Origin of the sequence: Nocardia sp. NBC_01009 (assembly GCF_045208035.1) — a bacterium.
In the GTDB taxonomy this organism is placed as follows: Bacteria; Actinomycetota; Actinomycetes; order Mycobacteriales; family Mycobacteriaceae; genus Nocardia.
In genome coordinates this window covers 155,402-170,129 of the sequence record NZ_CP108695.1, presented here as the reverse complement: position 1 = coordinate 170,129, position 14,728 = coordinate 155,402, and the positions used below count along the sequence as shown (strand labels likewise).

Here is a 14,728-nt window from a genome sequence, read left to right as displayed (position 1 = left end):
GCGAGGAACGCGAATCACCGTGCCGGATCACCGCGGGGCGGCCACGAACAGGCCCGCCGCAGCGGCGCTCGTCGCGGCGTGGGCGGCCGTTGTTGCCGCGAGGTCGTCGATGGGGTCGCCCGAGGCGAGCAGACGGTAGTAGAGGGGCGCCGAGACCGCGGAGAGGACCGCGCGTGCGTCGGTGCCTTCGGGAACCTCACCGCGGGTGATCGCGGCCTGCACACAGGGGGACCATTCGGTGAGGCGGATGTCGTAAAAGCGGTGCAGGGCAGTGGCGGCGGTGTCGTCACAGGTCGCGGCGGAGATGACGGCCTGGAAGAGCCTGCCTTGGCGCGTGTCGGTCAATGTCTTGGCTACCAGCCGGGCGTTTGCGGTCAGATCGCCGAGCAGGGAGCCGGTGTCGGCGTGCGGCAGCGACTGTTCGGCCATGTCCACGAGCAGGTCGATGACCAGTCCGGTCGGGGTGCGCCAGCGACGGTACGCGGTGGTCTTGCCGACCTCGGCCCGTGCGGCGACCTCGGCGAGATCCAGGTGGGCGAAGCCGCGTTCGGCCAGCAGATCGCCTGCCGCTTGCAGTACCGCCTCGCGTACGCGTGCGGTGCGTCCACCAGGGCGGACCGAGCCGGGAGTGAGCTCCTCGGACGTCATAACGGGACTCCAGTTTCATTTATGGCGCGACGGGTGTACTGTTCCAGATGTTAACGGAACTATAGACCCTTTAGGAGTCATCATGGAGTACCGGCGGCTCGGCGCATCAGGTTTGCTCGTCCCGGCCTTGAGTTTCGGCGCGGGCACTTTCGGCGGTCGTGGCGAACTCTTCAGCGCCTGGGGCGACACCGATGCCGAACAGGCACGACGCATGGTGGACATCAGCCTGGAGGCAGGCGTCACCATGTTCGACACGGCCGATGTCTATTCCGACGGTGCCTCCGAAGAGGTGCTCGGCGCGGCGATCAAGGGACGCCGCGATCAGCTGCTGCTGTCGACGAAGGCGAGTCTGCCGACCGGTCCCGGCCCCTACGACGCGGGTTCGGGGCGGGCCCGGCTCATCAACGCGGTCGAGGGATCGCTGCGCAGGCTGGGCACCGACTACATCGACCTGTTCCAGCTGCACGCCTTCGACGCGCACACCCCGGTCGAGGAAGTCCTTGCCGCACTGGACGATCTGGTCCGCGCAGGCAAGATCCGCTACCTCGGCGCATCCAATTTCGCGGGCTGGCAGCTGATGAAATCCCTTGCCGCGGCCGATCGGAACGGCCTGACCCGCTACGTCGCGCACCAGGTGTACTACTCGCTGGTCGGCCGCGACTACGAGTGGGAGCTGATGCCCCTCGGCCGGGATCAGGGTGTCGGCGCGGTGGTCTGGAGCCCACTGGGCTGGGGCAGGCTGACCGGCAAAATCCGCCGTGGACAACCGCTTCCGGACGGAAGTCGACTGCACCAGACAGCTGAGGCAGGCCCGCCGGTCGACGACGAGCACCTCTACAACGTGGTCGACGTACTCGACGAGCTCGCCGCGGAAACCGACAGGACGGTCCCGCAGATCGCACTCAACTGGCTGCTGAGCCGACCCACCGTCGCAACGGTGATCGTCGGCGCCCGCAACGAGGAACAGTTGCGCCAGAACCTCGGTGCCGTCGGCTGGCACCTGTCCGCCGACCAGATCTCCCGGCTCGACAAGGCCAGCGCGACCACGCCGCCGTACCCGTACTACCCGTATTACCGCCTGCCCGACTTCGCCCGGCTCAACCCGCCCGCGGTCTAGGAGAAACCCATCGCCGACACCCTCCAGCCGGTGCCCCGAGGCAGGACGTATCAGTAAACGTCGCGGACGTAGCGCTTCTCGGCGATGAGTTGCTTCTTGAAGGCCAGCGCGCCGTCCTCGTCGAGCTTGCCGTGGATCCGGGCAATGCGTAGCAGGGCGTCGTCGACGTCCTTGGCCATCCGAGCGGCATCGCCGCAGACGTAGAAGTGCGCACCGTCGCGCAGCCAGGACCACAGTTCCGCGCCGTGCTCGATCATCCGGTGCTGCACGTAGATTCGCTCACGCTGGTCGCGGGAGAAGGCGAGATCGAGTCGGGTGAGGAAGCCGGAGCGGAACATGTCTTCCCACTCGGCGCGATAGTAGAAGTTCTCGGCGGCGTGCTGGTCGCCGAAGAACAGCCAGTTGCGGCCGGTGCAGCCGAGTGCGCGCCGCTCCTGGAGGAAGCCGCGGAACGGGGCGATGCCGGTGCCGGGACCGACCATGATCATCGGCGCTGTCGGGTCGAGCGGCGGTCGGAAGTGCGGGGACCGGTGCAGGAAGATCGGGACGGCGGTGCCGCGATCGGCCAGGAACGTCGAGCACACCCCGCCGCGGCGGTCGGCGGATCCGGTCGCCGCCGGATCGCCGTAGCGGACGATCCCGACGGTGAGCTGCACCTCGTCCGGGCTGACCAGCGGGCTGGAGGAGATCGAATACTGGCGCGGCTGCAGCTTTTTCATGGCGCCGAGCCATTCGACGAGATCGGCCCGCACCGGGAAGTCGCGCAGCACATCGACGGCTTGCCGGTCCCACAGGTATTTGTCGAGCTCGTTGCGATTGTCGCGGCGCAGCAGCTTGGCGAGCTGAATGCTGTGGTTGCGTTCGGCGATGAAACCGAGCAGATCCTGGCCGACCCTGGTGATGTCGTAGTGGGTTCGCAGCGCATCGACCAGCGGCAGTTCCCTGTTGTCGATTTCGACGATCCTGCGGCCGTCCAGCCCGGTTGTCTCTAGCCACTCCGCGACGAGCGACTCGCAGTTGGCAGGCCACACCCCCAGCGAATCGCCGACCTCGTAAACGGCCTCCAGCTCGCGCAGATCGAACCCGAACTGCCGCACCTCTTTCGATGATCCGGCGCGCGAGAGCGGTTCGTTGCGCACCAGCGGGGCGGCGACCGGCGCATTGCGGGTGAAGGGTGCAGGCTCGGCGCGCTGTGTGCGGTCGAGTGCGGGCGCGGGCGTACGGGTCAGCACCAGCGTGCCTGCTCCGCCTGCGCGCACCGCGGTCCGAGTAGGGGCAGGAGCGCTCGGCCCCGGCGTCGGCGGTGTGTCCGTCTCGGACGGTTCACCGGTCGACGAGCCGCCGAGTGCGGCAAGGACATTGTCGAGCCACTGCGCCGCGGGCTCTTCGAAGTCGGGTTCGGTGTCGATGCGCGTAAGCAGCCGGGTTGCACCATGTTCGGCGAATTTCTGGTCCAGTTTGCGTCCGTGGCCGCAGAAGTCGTCGTAGGAGGAGTCGCCGAGTGCGAGCACCGCGTACCGTACGCCGGTCAGCCGGGCCGCGCTGTCGTCGAGGCGGCTCCAGAAATCGGCGCCGTTGTCCGGTGGTCCGCCGTCGCCGAAGGTGCTGGTAATCAACAACACATCGCCGGTCAGCCCGCTCAGCTCGCACGAGTCCATATCCAGCAGTCTCGGCAGATAGCCGTTGTCGGCGAGGCGGGCAGCCGTGGTCGCCGCGAGTTCCTCGGCATTACCGGTCTGCGAGGCCCACAGGATGGTGATCGGCGGCTGGGCGGCGATGTCGTCGGTCGTCGTCGCGGCCGCGGCGCGGGAGTACATGCCTGCGAGCAGTCCATCGATCCAGAACCGACTGTGCAGGGACAGCGGTGCGGACTCGGGCAGCACCGGCTGTCCGGTGACCGGAATCGATTGCAGCGCCGAGAGGTATCCAGCGAGGTAGATGCGTTCGTGCTCGGTGAGGGTCGGCGTCGTGGCCGCGTCGAGTCCGAGTGCGGTGGCCAACGGGTGGGTGCCGCGGAAGGCGGCTCCTTCGAGCACGTTGAACAGCGCGGGCTGCGCTCCGGAAATGTCGGGCGTCGCGGGAGATTCGGGCGCGGCAGGCGATTCGGACCGCGGCACCGGCGCGACCCGGCGCAACGACACCGCACACGCCTTGAACTCCGGCTGCAGGGATGCCGGGTCGACAGCGTCGTTGGTCACCGCGTTGATGGTCAGGTACTCGCCCTGCTCGTCGTTCCAGTGGAACGGTGCAAAGCAGTCGCCGGGACGCACCCGGTCACTGATCTGCGCGGGTAGCACAGCTCGCCCACGTCGCGAGGCTATTTCGAGCTGATCGCCTGCCTGAATACCGAGCCGTTGCGCATCCGCCGGATGCACCTCGACGAACGGCTGCCCGTTCAACTTGGTCAGTGCGGCGACCTTGCCGGTCTTGGTCATGGTGTGCCATTGATGCTGCAACCGGCCGGTATTGAGCACGAACGGATAATCGTCGTCGGGCATTTCCGCCGGGGCCAGGTGCGGGCGCGGCCAGAACACCGCGCGACGACTCGGCGTTGCGAACGCCAGTCGCGGCCGACGGCCCGCCTCGTCGACGAAAAGCTCTTGGCTGACACCGTCGTTGAGATAACGGATCGGGTTGCGCCGCGCGCCGGGCTCGGCGCACGGCCACTGCATCGGTCCGGCACGCAGCTGCTCGAAGCTCATGCCGCGCAGGTCGTAGCCGGTGGCGGGATTGGCGAACCTGCGGAGCTCGGCGAAAACCTCTGCACTGGAGGCGAAATCGAAGCCGTCGAATCCCATCGCGGTGGCAACCTGCGCGATCAGCAGCCAGTCCGGCCGCGCCTCGCCGATCGGATCGACCGACCGCTGCAACAGCGTGACGTTGCGTTCGGAATTCACCATCACCGCATCGGCTTCGGCCCACAGCGTGGCGGGCAACAGCAGATCGGCGTAGGCATTGGTCGCGGTCTCGGTGTACGTGTCCTGGGCGATCACCAGCTCGGCGGCCTCGAGTCCGGCGATGACCGTCTTCCGATTGGCGACGGTGGCAACCGGATTGGTGCAGATGATCCACGCAGCCTTGATGCTGCCGTCCGACAGCCGACGGAACATATCGATGGTGCCCGGCCCGGCCTCGGTCCGCAGCGTGCCGGGCTCTATGCCCCACGCGGTCTCCACGAAGGCCCGATCGGCGGCGGCGAGCACGCTGCGCTGGCCGGGTAAACCCGGACCCATGTAACCCATTTCGCGACCGCCCATGGCATTCGGCTGACCGGTGAGCGAGAACGGTCCACTGCCGGGACGGCAGATGGCGCCGGTGGCCAGGTGCAGATTGCAGATGGCGTTGGTGTTCCAGGTGCCGTGGGTGGACTGGTTGAGCCCCATCGTCCACAGCGTCATCCATTCACCTGCCTCGCCGATCCAGCGTGCGGCGGTGCGGATGTCGGCCACGGCGAGGCCGGTGATCTCGGCGACCTGCTCGGGGGTGTAGTCGGCGAGGAATTCGGGCATCGACGCCCAGCCTTCGGTGTGCTCGGCGATGAAGTCCTCGTCGATGTCACCGTTGTCGACGAGCAGATGCAGCAGCCCGTTCAGTAGCGCCAGATCGGTGCCAGGCGCGAGCTGCAAGAACAGGTCGGCGCGTGCCGCGGTGTCGGTGCGCCGCGGATCGACGACGATCAGCTTCGCGCCCGCCTTGATCCGATCGACCATCCGCAGATACAGGATCGGATGGCAGTCGGCCATATTCGCGCCGATCACGAAGAACAGATCGGCGTGTTCGAAGTCGTCGTAGGATCCAGGCGGCCCGTCGGCGCCGAGCGACTGTTTGTACCCGGTCCCGGCACTGGCCATGCATAGCCGGGAATTGGCCTCGATGTGGATGGTGCGCAGGTATCCCTTGGCAAGCTTCGTCGCCAGGTATTGCGCTTCCAGCGACATCTGCCCGGACACATACAGCGCGATCGCGTCCGGTCCGTGCTCGTCCAGGATGGCCCGCAGCCGAGCCGCCGCCTCGCGCACGGCCTCGTCGACCGACACCGGCACCGGAGCCTGGTCCCGCGCGGGCCGCCGGTAGGCGGTTTCCATCCGTCCCGGCGCCCGCATCAGATCCAGGTGGGTAGCGCCCTTGGTGCACAGCCTGCCTGCGTTCGCGGGATGCAGTTTGTCGCCGCTCACCTTCGCGATCACCGTCGCACCACTCGCATCGGTTCGCGTCTGCACCGTGATGCCGCAGCCGACGCCGCAGTATGAGCACGCCGTCTTGGCCGTGCCCGGCGCGCTCTCTGTCACTGCGTCCGACATGCCTCGATCATGGCGATCACCGGTTGCGACCTATTTACCCAGCGTTATCGCCAGATGACAATTTTCCTCACAGCGGGAGCCGAGAGCGGTGAGGTGCGCGTCCCGGTGTCTCGATATCGCCCGTCCAGCTGGGTGAATGCCGCATTTCACCGGCGATATCGGCGGTAACCGCACCATAACCACCTCGGCCGGGACGCGGTGTGAGTGCGGTCACCGCACAACCGTCAGAGCTTGTATCCGCGGTGCATCGCGACAATGCCGCCGGTCAGATTGCGCCATTTCACCGCCGACCAGCCCGCGTCGGCGATCCGCACGGCCAGCTGCCGCTGATTCGGCCAGGCGCGGACGGATTCGGCCAGGTACACATAGGCATCCGGATTGCTACTGACCGCTCGCGCCACCTTCGGCAGCGCCTTCATCAGGTACTCCATGTACACGGTGCTGAAGACCGGAATGATCGGCGTGGAGAACTCACAGACCAGCAGCCTGCCGCCGGGCTTGGTGACCCGGAGCATCTCGCGCAGCGCCTGCTCGCTTTCGGAAATATTGCGGAGTCCGTAGGAGATCGTCACCGCATCGAAGGAATTGTCGGCGAAGGGCAGCGCGGTGGCATCGGCCGCGACCATCGGCACATTGCGGAACTTGCCCGCGGCGAGCATGCCCTGGGAGAAGTCGGCCGCCAGACACCAGGCGCCGGATTTCGCCAGGTCGAGCGTGGAGATCCCGGTGCCTGCCGCGAGGTCGAGCACGCGCTCACCCGGCCGTCCCGCCAGCGCCTTGCGCACCGCCCAGCGCCAGTATCTGTCCTGGCCCATGGAAATGACGGTGTTGGTCAGGTCGTACCGCTTCGCGACCCCGTCGAACATCGACGCGACCTCCCGCGGCTGCTTGTCCAGCGAGGCCCGAACCGATTCCCGCTGCTCTGTTTTCGCCACCCCCCGACAGTAACGCGCCGTCCAGTCCGCACCGGCCATGATCCCGGGCACAACTGCCGCGGACCATGCCCGCGCCCGGTTCCCGCGGGTCTGGCGGCTGTCTCGCCTTCGCTCGACCCGGCGCGACTGACGACGGACTCCGTCCGGCAGTGACATCAGGCAGTGTGTGGCAGTCGGATCTGCTGTCCTGTCACGGCCGCGTAGTGGCCCATCAATTCGGTGCAGATCGCGGGCCAGGTGCGGTGCAGTACCGACTTGCGGGCGGCGGCGGCGAATCGGGTTCGTAACGTCGGATCGTGCAGCGCACCGACGGCGCTCGGCAGCAGTTCGGTGAAGCGATCGACCGGGAGCAGGTATCCGTTGCGGCAGTGCGCGATGAGGTCGCGTGGACCGCCCGCGTCCGGGCCGATCACCGGAACCCCGGCGGCCAGTGCTTCCTGCACGCCCTGACAGAACGTTTCGTGCTCTCCGGCGTGCACCATCACATCCAGGCCGGCGTAGGCCTGCGCCAATTCGTCGCCGCCGAGCTCGCCGGTGAACACGGCGGTCGGCATCAGCCGGGCCAGCCGGGCCCGTTCCGGACCGTCGCCGACGATCACCAGTTGGATATCGCGGTCGCCGGCAAGCACCGCGAGCCGTTCGACATGCTTTTCCGGAGCCAGCCGCCCGACGAACCCGACGATCAGCTTCTGCTGTCCCGACAGCCAGGCTGCGCGCAGCTCTTCTCGCCGTGCCGACGGGGTGAACCGGGCGATATCGACGCCGCGACCCCACCGGTGCACCCGCGGAATACCGTGCCGCGCGAGATCTTCCGCGGCCGCCCGCGACGGCGCGAGCGTGCGGGTGGCGCCCTCGTGGATGCGCCGGGTCCAGCCCCAGGCCGCACGACTGGCCAATCCGAGCCCGTAGCTCTTGGCGAACCCGGCGACATCGGTCTGATAGACGGCCACCGCGGGCAGGTCCAATCGCAGTGCGGCGGCCAGGCCACCGGCGCCGAGCAAGAACGGCGAGGCCAGGTGCACCACGTCCGCGTCGAAATCGGCGATGGCGGCGGTGATGCCCGGCTGTGGCAGGCCGACCGGCAGCGAACTGATCTTCGGCACCATCACCGCGGGGACCCGATGCACCGGGAAACGACCGTAGAAGCGCGGGGCGGTGGGCCGCCCGCGCGGGGTGTCGGGGGCGACCACGAGCGCCTCATGGCCGTGCTGGTCCAGATGGTCCAGCACCTTCAGCACGGAATTCACGACGCCGTTCATATTCGGCAGGAACGACTCCGCAACGATGGCTACTCGCACCACTCGAGACTGACCGGTACACCGCGCCGTGCCGTCACGCCGACGTGACCAGGACGGAAAGTTCCGGCGAAATGTCGGGGGCACGGCCGGTCAGCGAGCCGGGACCGGTTTCGCCCTGCGCCGGCCGACGCGCAGCAGTATCCACAGCGTCGGCAGTGCGATCAACCACACCACCACGATCACCGAGAGCGCGGGCAGCACGGCGACGCTCGCGTCGCGTCCCGCCACTCGGACCAGATCCGGATCACTGCGGTTGTACTCCACATTGATCCGCTCGCCCGCGGTCAGATTGGTCGGATAGAGCACCCCGACCTTCGGATTATGCGTCTCCCCATCCGGTGTGACGTACATGACCGCCGAGCGCAACCGGCCCGCGGAGAGCACTTCGGCGGTGGTCACGCCTTTGTCGGAGCTGATCAGATAGTCGTTGCGCCAGGCCGCGAGCACGAGCAGGACAACGAGGGTAGTGAGGACGATCGCGACCGTGAGGATGCTGATCTCGGCCCGCCGCAGGCGGATCGACCGCCTTTCAGACTGGCTGGTTTCCGACACCGCAACAGGCTACTTGCCGCCTCGGATACCGTGTGCGCCCATGTCCCGAAAATTCAGCTTCACCGTGCAATACACAGTCCCGGTCGAAGATCTTCACCGGGCACTCACCACCGATGCCGTCTGGGCCGCGCGCTTCGCGGACGCCCAGACCGCCACGATCGACCTATCGCACCCGGACGGTGCGGGCACGATCCGCATTCACATGACCGAAAAGGCAAGCCGGGACAAGGTTCCCAGCATCGTCGGCAAGGTGCTCAAGAGCGAGCTCGTGCTTTCGCGCACCGATGACTGGCAGGCGCTCGACGGCGAGATCGCCAAGGGCACTTTCGAAGGCGCCACCGGTGGCATCACCACGGAGATGTCGGGGAACTATGAGCTGCGCCCGACTGCCGAGGGGTCGGAGATCGAGGTCGTCGGCACCGTGCAGGTGAAGGTGCCGCTGGTCGGCGCCGCCATCGAGCCGCTTGCCGAGCAGTTGTTCCATCGGGTGCTCAACAGCGAGCGCAAGTTCTGTCAGGAGTGGCTGGCCGCCCAGGCCACTGCCTGATTCGACCCGATCTCCGCCACCCGTCGCCCCGGCGCAAGCCGGGGCCAGTCGAGCCGTCGCGCCACGTTCGCCTACGCGAAGGCCTGCGGGTCGAATTCCTTCGGCTCCACCAGCACCAGCCAGTTGCCGGAGTTGTCGCGAATGATCGCCTCGGTCCCGTAGGGCCGTTCCGCGGGCGGCTGGATGAACTCGACGCCCTTGGCGGTGAGTTCCTCGAAGGTCTTCTGGCAGTCCTCGGTCTTCAGGCCGAGCGCGCCGTGGGTGCCGTTGGCAAGCGCCCGCCTGATCGCCTCGGCGAGGTTGTCGTCCAGGGGCGGGCCGGGAATCATCAGCGTCACTTCGAGTTCGGTGTGATCGGGGTGTGCGACGGTGACCCAGCGAAAGCCATTGTCGCCCATGGTCACGTCGCTGACCTCGATGAATCCCAGCTTATCGATGTACCACTGCTTTGCTGCGTCCTGGTCGGTGACGTACACAGTGACCAGTGAGACGTTCGAAATGCTTGTCATGAGTACAGGCTATTGCCGCACCGTACGCCCCGGCTTCTCCGAAATTGCGGTGTTGGTCAGCTCGGCGGTGTGCGGTCGGACAGCCCGTGCATGAATACGTAGCACCCGGGAATCCGCGGCGCCCCGTCCGCGAATTTGGCCTGGTACTGCGACGGCGTCGAGCCGACCAGCTGCCGGAACTTGCTGCTGAAGGACCCGAGACTGCTGTATCCGACCAGCATGCAGACCTCGGTCACCGTCAGATTCGTTGCGCGCAGCAGATCCTGGGCGCGCTCGATGCGCCGCTCGGCCAGATAGGCCGCAGGCGTCTTTCCGTACACCGCCGCGAACGCCCGCAGGAAATGGAACTTGGAAACCCCTGCCGCAGCGGCCAATTCATCGAGATTCAACGGCTCGGCATAATGCTGATCCGCAAGGTCGCGGGCCCGCCGCAGGTGCGGCAGCAGATACAGCGCGGGCAGGCCGGTCATGGCGTCAGCTGAACGGCGCGAGCTCATCGAAGCGCATGGACGCCCGGCCCGCGGCACGCCAGGCCCGCGCCGTCATGTCCACGTCCTCGTCGGTGACCAGATTGCCCATCACCCGAACCGCGGTGCGCTGCAGATACTTCGACCGCAGCACCGGCGGACCGCCCACCGGAACCATGCGCGGATGAGTGGCAAGCCCGGCAATCCGCCGCGCCACCGAGAACGTCCGCCCGTAGCGGGCGCGCAGCAGCTCCGGCCAGAGCCTGGTGAGGTCCGGCTCGTCGAGCAGCCCGGCAAGCATGTGCCCGCCTTCGAGGCCGTAGTCGATGCCCTCGCCGTTGAGCGGGTTCACGCAGCCCGCCGCATCGCCGATCAGTACCCAGTTGCGCCCCGCCACATTCGAGACCGCGCCGCCCATCGGCAGCAGCGCCGAGGCGACGGCCCGCAGTGAACCTTCGAATTGCCATTCGTCGCGCCGCAGCGAGGTGTAGTGCTCCAGCAACGGTTTCAGTGCGATGTGGGAAGGCCGCTTCTCCGTGGCCAGCGATCCGACGCCGATATTCACCTCGCCATTGCCGAGCGGGAACACCCACCCGTAACCAGGGACCAGTTCGTTGTTCGCGTCGCGCAACTCCAGATGCGAAGTGATCCACTGATCATCGCTGCGGGCGGACTTGATGTAGGCGCGGGCCGCGACACCGTAGGCGTACTTCCGATGCCAGGTGCGGCCGAGCAGTTTGCCGATCGGCGAACGCACACCGTCGGCCACGATCAGAAGGTGGCAGCCGATCGACCGGGTACCCTCGGCCGTCTTGACCGTCACACCGGTGACCCGGTCACCCTCGCGGGCGATATCGACCACTTTCGTGCCGTCCAGCATCCGTGCGCCGGACTTGACCGCGGTCTCGCGCAGTTTGTCGTCGAGTTCGGTTCGGGGAACGGCACTTCCGTAGGTCGGAAAGGAACCGCTCGGCCACGGCAGCAGCGCCTCGCGACCGAAGCCGGTCATGCGAAGCCCATGATTCACCGTGTGCGCTCGCACCCAGTCACCGAGGCCGAGATGCTCGAGCTCCGCCGTCGCGCGCGGGGTCAGGCCGTCGCCGCAGGTCTTGTCGCGTGGGAAGACGGCGGAGTCGGTGAGCAGCACATCGCGGCCCGCCCGCGCGGCCCACGCCGCGGCCGCGGAACCGGCCGGTCCCGCCCCGACGACGAGTACTTCGGTCCTTGCGGGCAGCGCGGCCTGCGCGTCCCCGTCGCGGCCAGCGGGTGTGACATCCGGTGAACCCATGCGCTCAATACTTGCAGGGCAGTCTCGTCGGTGTGCGGCGACCGGGCATTCGCTTATTCGAGCGCGCCCGACACCGCCTGTGTCACGGCCGAACCCCAGCTGAGAGCATGCGGTGCTCGCGCGCGGAAAACAATGTGCCAAAGTGTCTGATACACCGCATAGTGACGGTGTTCATGGGGCCATCGGGCGGGGACACGCTAGGTTCTCTACCGTGGGGTCGGACGCATCGCTGGGAGAAGAAATGAGCACATCTGCAATGAGCGAGCGGAGCGAGCGAATCAATGACGCGGCGCGCCTCGCGAACAGCGGATCCGAGCGCCGGCGAGGAGGAGCTATGAGCGAGGTCAGCACGGTGGTGGCCGGGGTCGATCTCGGTGACACCGAACTCGCGGCGACGGTGCGAAACGGACTGGAAAACGTCGAGAAACTCCTGATCGACGAACTGTCCGACGGCGAGATCTTCCTTCAGGAAGCGGCGCTGCATCTGGCCAAGGCGGGCGGCAAGCGGTTCCGCCCGCTGTTCACCATCCTCACCGGCCAGCTCGGCCCGCGCCCGACCGACCCGGCGCTGGTCACCGCGGGGACCGTGGTGGAGCTGGTGCACCTGGCGACCCTCTACCACGACGATGTGATGGACGAAGCCTCGATGCGCCGTGGTGCGCCGAGCGTGAATTCGCGCTGGGGCAACAACATCGCGATCCTGGCGGGCGACTATCTCTTCGCGCACGCCTCCCGGCTGACCTCCACTCTCGGCCCCGATGCGGTGCGCATCATCGCCGAAACCTTCGCCGAACTGGTGACCGGCCAAATGCGCGAGACCATGGGCGCACAGAACTCCCAGGACCCGGTCGAGCACTACCTGCGCGTGGTGTGGGAGAAGACCGGCTCGCTGATCGCCGCCGCAGGCCGTTTCGGCGGCACCTTTTCCGGCGCCGACGACGAACACGTCGAGCGGCTGGCCCGCCTCGGTGACGCGGTCGGCACCGCCTTCCAGATCTCCGACGACATTATCGACATCTCCTCGGCGTCCGAGCAGTCCGGCAAGACACCGGGCACCGACCTGCGCGAGGGCGTGCACACCCTGCCGGTGCTCTACGCGCTGCGCGACGATGGCGCCGAGGGCGATCGTCTGCGCAAGCTGCTGGCCCGCCCGCTGGAGACCGACGACGAGGTCGAGGAGGCGCTCGGCCTGCTCGCCCGCTCGCGGGGCATGGTGCTCGCGAAGGAAAAGCTGCAGGGTTACGCCGACATCGCACACGCCGAACTGTCCGCACTGCCCGCGGGCCCAGCCAATGACGCACTCGAGCGTTTGGTCCGCTACACCATCGAACGCGTCGGCTGAGCTGCGCTCGTCAGCCTCTGGCGAGAATTCAGGCCGGACTCGGGTGCCACGAGGTTGTCGTCGGCGGTCGGCGGTGAGGTGGCGGCTCAGTGCGCCCGCGCCCGGTGAGTTACCCATGTACGTGCGAGATCAGGTGTTGCCGGCATATCCGCTCGAATGTGGGCGTGGACTCCCTCTGGAACCTGTGTTGCGCTTATATCGTTGAGCTGCTGTAAGGCACTCAATGGACGGGGGAGTGGGCAAGGAGACGTATGCACGGGCACGGGTATGCGAATGGACTGAAGACGTTCGGGCTAATGGTCGGTCTCTCGGCCTTGATCGTGTTCGCCGGGGCGATGTTCCGCAGCCCGACGATTCTGATCCTGGCGATTGTGCTCGCCGTCGGTATGAACGCCTACGCGTACTTCAACAGCGACAAGCTCGCGTTGAAGGCCATGCACGCGCAGCCGGTCAGTGAGCTGGAGGCGCCGGTGATCTACCGCATCGTGCGCGAGCTCGCGACCACCGCGCGTCAGCCGATGCCACGGCTCTACATCAGCCCGACGAACGCTCCGAACGCGTTTGCCACCGGCCGCAGCCCTCGGCACGCGGCGGTCTGCTGTACCAGCGGCATCCTGCAGATCCTCGACGAACGCGAATTGCGCGCGGTGCTCGGCCACGAACTGTCGCACGTCTACAACCGCGACATCCTCATCTCCTCGATCGCGGGCGCGCTCGCCGCGGTCATCTCCGGCTTGGCCAACCTGGCCTTCTTCGCGTCGATGTTCGGCGGCAACCGCAATGGTGGCGGCCCCAACATGCTTGGCGTGCTGCTGATTTCGCTGCTCGGTCCGATCGCGGCGACCCTGGTCAAACTGGCCGTCTCACGCTCACGCGAGTATCAGGCCGACCAATCCGGCGCCGAGCTGACCGGCGACCCGCTGGCCCTCGCGTCGGCGCTGCGCAAACTGGAGCGCGGTGTCCAAGCCGCCCCGCTGCCTCCTGAGCCGCAGCTGACCGCCCAGTCGCATCTGATGATCGCCAATCCCTTCCGCGCCGGCGAGAAGGCCGCTCGCTGGTTCTCCACCCACCCTCCGATGGCCGAGCGCATCGCCCGGCTGGAGGAAATGGCGGGCGGCCCGCGCAACTACTAGCTCGGGGTCCGCTTATCCCAGTTCCTGCTCGTAGGCGCGAAGGGTGTCGACGAACAGCCGGCGTTGCTCGGGGGTCAGCGGCCCCAGGACTGCACGCCAGGCTCGCGCGCTGCCGCCGAGCCAATCGTTGACCGACTTCTCGTGCGCCGCCGCGATACCCACGATGGTGCGGCGCCGGTCGGCTTCGTCGGTGCGTCGTTCCAGCACGCCCTGACGGCTCAGGTCGCCGACCATCAGGCTGACCGTCGTCGGCGCCACCTCCAGGCGCGCCGCGAGATCGTTCACGGTCATCGGTCCCTCGAAGACCAGGTTCGCCAGCAATGACAGATGCCGCGGCGCGAGCGAGAACGATTGCAGCTCTTCGGGAACGCGCATCTTCTTCGCCCGGCCCACTACCCGCGGCATGAGCAGCAGCAGGCTGCGGATGCCTTCTTCCACCGCGATACCTGCGGTGTCGTGCGCGCGCCCGGCTGCGGCGCTGCGCCCATCGGTTGACATCCCGGACACCTCCAAATAATCTTTGGTCGCAAAGTTAATTTGCTTGCAAAGCAAACTCTATTCTCTCCGACAAGGCTATTACCGGCGGCCGCC

Annotated in this window: 13 protein-coding genes; 4 read left to right on the top strand and 9 right to left on the bottom strand. The window is 67.2% G+C overall.

Annotation, left to right across the window (positions count from 1 at the left end; genetic code table 11):
* Nucleotides 1-27: 27 nt before the first annotated feature.
* Nucleotides 28-648 (bottom strand): TetR/AcrR family transcriptional regulator, encoded by a 621-nt coding sequence (locus OHA42_RS00600; RefSeq protein ID WP_406233611.1) that lies wholly within the window; start codon nucleotides 646-648, stop codon nucleotides 28-30.
* Between the two features lie 82 nt (nucleotides 649-730).
* On the opposite strand from OHA42_RS00600, the gene OHA42_RS00595 reads away from it, so the two are divergent.
* Nucleotides 731-1,765, top strand: a complete 1,035-nt coding sequence (locus OHA42_RS00595; protein WP_406233609.1) for an aldo/keto reductase — start codon at nucleotides 731-733, stop codon at nucleotides 1,763-1,765.
* A gap of 50 nt (nucleotides 1,766-1,815) precedes the next feature.
* Here the strand turns inward: OHA42_RS00595 and OHA42_RS00590 are convergent, their stop codons facing one another.
* The 4 genes from OHA42_RS00590 to OHA42_RS00575 all read right to left on the bottom strand — a co-directional run bounded on the left by OHA42_RS00590 (nucleotide 1,816) and on the right by OHA42_RS00575 (nucleotide 8,818).
* Nucleotides 1,816-6,066 (bottom strand): molybdopterin-dependent oxidoreductase, encoded by a 4,251-nt coding sequence (locus OHA42_RS00590; RefSeq protein WP_406233607.1) that lies wholly within the window; start codon nucleotides 6,064-6,066, stop codon nucleotides 1,816-1,818.
* A gap of 224 nt (nucleotides 6,067-6,290) precedes the next feature.
* Nucleotides 6,291-6,932: a demethylmenaquinone methyltransferase gene (locus OHA42_RS00585; protein ID WP_406238963.1), complete on the bottom strand. Its 642-nt coding sequence runs from the start codon at nucleotides 6,930-6,932 to the stop codon at nucleotides 6,291-6,293.
* Between the two features lie 224 nt (nucleotides 6,933-7,156).
* Nucleotides 7,157-8,299 (bottom strand): glycosyltransferase family 4 protein, encoded by a 1,143-nt coding sequence (locus OHA42_RS00580; protein WP_406233605.1) that lies wholly within the window; start codon nucleotides 8,297-8,299, stop codon nucleotides 7,157-7,159.
* Between the two features lie 90 nt (nucleotides 8,300-8,389).
* Nucleotides 8,390-8,818, bottom strand: a complete 429-nt coding sequence (locus tag OHA42_RS00575) for a DUF3592 domain-containing protein (protein WP_406238961.1) — start codon at nucleotides 8,816-8,818, stop codon at nucleotides 8,390-8,392.
* A gap of 73 nt (nucleotides 8,819-8,891) precedes the next feature.
* Between OHA42_RS00575 and OHA42_RS00570 the strand changes: the two genes are divergently transcribed.
* Nucleotides 8,892-9,398: a DUF2505 domain-containing protein gene (locus OHA42_RS00570; RefSeq protein ID WP_406233602.1), complete on the top strand. Its 507-nt coding sequence runs from the start codon at nucleotides 8,892-8,894 to the stop codon at nucleotides 9,396-9,398.
* A 71-nt stretch (nucleotides 9,399-9,469) separates the two neighbouring features.
* On the opposite strand, the gene OHA42_RS00565 is transcribed toward OHA42_RS00570, so the two are convergent.
* The 3 genes from OHA42_RS00565 to OHA42_RS00555 are packed head-to-tail and all read right to left on the bottom strand — an operon-like array spanning nucleotide 9,470 to nucleotide 11,662.
* Complete coding sequence (locus OHA42_RS00565) at nucleotides 9,470-9,907, bottom strand: VOC family protein (protein WP_406233600.1); 438 nt, start codon at nucleotides 9,905-9,907, stop codon at nucleotides 9,470-9,472.
* Nucleotides 9,908-9,963: 56 nt separating this feature from the next.
* Nucleotides 9,964-10,377, bottom strand: coding sequence for a helix-turn-helix domain-containing protein (locus OHA42_RS00560; protein ID WP_406233598.1), 414 nt, complete (start codon nucleotides 10,375-10,377; stop codon nucleotides 9,964-9,966).
* Between the two features lie 4 nt (nucleotides 10,378-10,381).
* Nucleotides 10,382-11,662, bottom strand: coding sequence for a geranylgeranyl reductase family protein (locus OHA42_RS00555; protein ID WP_406233596.1), 1,281 nt, complete (start codon nucleotides 11,660-11,662; stop codon nucleotides 10,382-10,384).
* A 334-nt stretch (nucleotides 11,663-11,996) separates the two neighbouring features.
* On the opposite strand from OHA42_RS00555, the gene OHA42_RS00550 reads away from it, so the two are divergent.
* Nucleotides 11,997-13,004: a polyprenyl synthetase family protein gene (locus OHA42_RS00550; protein ID WP_406233594.1), complete on the top strand. Its 1,008-nt coding sequence runs from the start codon at nucleotides 11,997-11,999 to the stop codon at nucleotides 13,002-13,004.
* Between the two features lie 251 nt (nucleotides 13,005-13,255).
* A complete protein-coding gene (gene htpX, locus OHA42_RS00545; RefSeq protein WP_379066716.1) occupies nucleotides 13,256-14,137 on the top strand; it encodes a zinc metalloprotease HtpX in 882 nt (293 codons plus the stop codon).
* A 12-nt stretch (nucleotides 14,138-14,149) separates the two neighbouring features.
* Here htpX and OHA42_RS00540 read toward each other — a convergent pair whose 3' ends face one another.
* The gene (locus OHA42_RS00540; RefSeq protein ID WP_406233592.1) at nucleotides 14,150-14,575 is read right to left on the bottom strand and encodes a MarR family winged helix-turn-helix transcriptional regulator; all 426 of its coding nucleotides are present in this window, start codon (nucleotides 14,573-14,575) and stop codon (nucleotides 14,150-14,152) included.
* Nucleotides 14,576-14,728: the final 153 nt, after the last annotated feature.

What these genes read in the sequence shown, in the direction of transcription:
- htpX (WP_379066716.1), top strand. Translation starts at nt 13,256, where the DNA reads ATGCACGGGCACGGGTATGCGAATGGACTGAAGACGTTCGGGCTAATG.
- OHA42_RS00555 (WP_406233596.1), bottom strand. Translation starts at nt 11,662, where the DNA reads ATGGGTTCACCGGATGTCACACCCGCTGGCCGCGACGGGGACGCGCAG.
- OHA42_RS00590 (WP_406233607.1), bottom strand. Translation starts at nt 6,066, where the DNA reads ATGTCGGACGCAGTGACAGAGAGCGCGCCGGGCACGGCCAAGACGGCG.
- OHA42_RS00585 (WP_406238963.1), bottom strand. Translation starts at nt 6,932, where the DNA reads ATGTTCGACGGGGTCGCGAAGCGGTACGACCTGACCAACACCGTCATT.
- OHA42_RS00565 (WP_406233600.1), bottom strand. Translation starts at nt 9,907, where the DNA reads ATGACAAGCATTTCGAACGTCTCACTGGTCACTGTGTACGTCACCGAC.
- OHA42_RS00570 (WP_406233602.1), top strand. Translation starts at nt 8,892, where the DNA reads ATGTCCCGAAAATTCAGCTTCACCGTGCAATACACAGTCCCGGTCGAA.
- OHA42_RS00595 (WP_406233609.1), top strand. Translation starts at nt 731, where the DNA reads ATGGAGTACCGGCGGCTCGGCGCATCAGGTTTGCTCGTCCCGGCCTTG.
- OHA42_RS00600 (WP_406233611.1), bottom strand. Translation starts at nt 648, where the DNA reads ATGACGTCCGAGGAGCTCACTCCCGGCTCGGTCCGCCCTGGTGGACGC.
- OHA42_RS00550 (WP_406233594.1), top strand. Translation starts at nt 11,997, where the DNA reads ATGAGCGAGGTCAGCACGGTGGTGGCCGGGGTCGATCTCGGTGACACC.
- OHA42_RS00560 (WP_406233598.1), bottom strand. Translation starts at nt 10,377, where the DNA reads ATGACCGGCCTGCCCGCGCTGTATCTGCTGCCGCACCTGCGGCGGGCC.